This window comes from Arthrobacter sp. Hiyo1, from assembly GCF_001263615.2.
Classification (GTDB): domain Bacteria; phylum Actinomycetota; class Actinomycetes; order Actinomycetales; family Micrococcaceae; genus Arthrobacter.
This window is the reverse complement of record NZ_DF952469.1, coordinates 1,005,484-1,006,763: the sequence shown is the minus strand read 5'-3', so window position 1 is coordinate 1,006,763 and position 1,280 is coordinate 1,005,484. Positions and strand designations below refer to the sequence as shown.

1 protein-coding gene is annotated in these 1,280 nt (G+C 65.6%); it reads right to left on the bottom strand.

Features of this window, described 5'->3' with window-relative positions:
• Window positions 1-1,280: ATP-dependent DNA helicase (locus AHiyo1_RS08890; RefSeq protein ID WP_172465538.1), on the bottom strand; the 1,280-nt coding region annotated here is incomplete at both ends.

Here is a 1,280-nt window from a genome sequence, read left to right as displayed (position 1 = left end):
TGCGACGGCCGCGCCCCACGAGGGGGATTGTTGCAACACCTCATCGATCTCCGGAGTGCGCGCCTTGATGAACCTTGTCAGGTCCTCGGCGGCTGCGATTTGGGCGAGGTAGTCGTATTCGGCGCTGAGGCGTTCCAGGCTGTCGGCTTTGGATTGTTCGGCGTCGCGGACTTCGTGAGCGGTTCGTTCGGCGCCTTCTGCCGCGAGCACTTCGGCGAGGATCTCCTGCCATTGCGGTTGCAAGGCGGGGTCCAGCGGTTCGTGGTCGGTGGGGTCGTTTTCGCTGACGTACGCGTAGTTGCCGCCACGGCCGCGGGTCATGCTGACGTAGAGTAGCTCGCGTGTGAGCCGGCCTTGGGTGACGACGGTGTGTCCGGTGTCGACCGTGATTCCTTGGGAGCGGTGGGCAGTGGTCGCGTATCCCAGTTCCACGGCCGACTCGACATAGTCGCGGTGCAGGGTGACGATGGCGCCGGTGTCCCTGCGTACCGCGGTGAGGGAACCGTCGCGCCTGCCGGCACGCACGACGTCCAGCAGGGTGCCGTTGCGGAGGAAGTCACCGTTGCTGTCGGCAACGGTGCGGTCGTTGCGGCGAGCGATGACCGTGTCACCGCGCCCGGCACACAGCGTGTCCGCCAGGAGTGCTGTCTCTTCGGCGTCCACGAGCCCCTGGATCACCCGGTCTGCCTGGGCGCGTTCGTTGAGCATGCCGACGGTGTCGTTGTCGGCCGCGATGAGGATGGACGACCTTCCGGCCCGGATGTCGGACTGCCATTGCAGATATGCCTGGTCGACCATGTCCAGATAGGTTCCGTGTCGGATCCGTTGATGTTGCTCGTAGTCGCTGATGGCTGCGACTTTCCCGGCACGGAGCTTCAACGAAGCATCGCGTTCCCAAGGGTGTTCGAACCGCCAGATGGTGCTGAGCCGCGCGGTCTTGCCCTGCCGGTCCAGCCAGCCCAGGACGCCGCCGGCGTCGATGGCATCCAGCTGCCCGGGATCGCCCACCAATAGGATCTTTGCTCCGGCGTCCCGGGCCTGTTCCACAAGCGCGGCGAGCTGAAGGGTTGACACCATCGAGGCCTCGTCGACGACAACCAGCTGGTTCGGATGGAAACGCCACCGGTCCTGCTCGGCGGAGAGCCAAGCGGCTTTCTGTGCGAGCAGAGCGGTCTGCGGGCTTGACTTAGCCACAGGATTGGTGAGCCGCCGCTCCGTATCGAAGAACCGCTCAGCCCTGTGGCCGGCCCCCTCGCCGGCGGACTCGTACAGCCATTTGG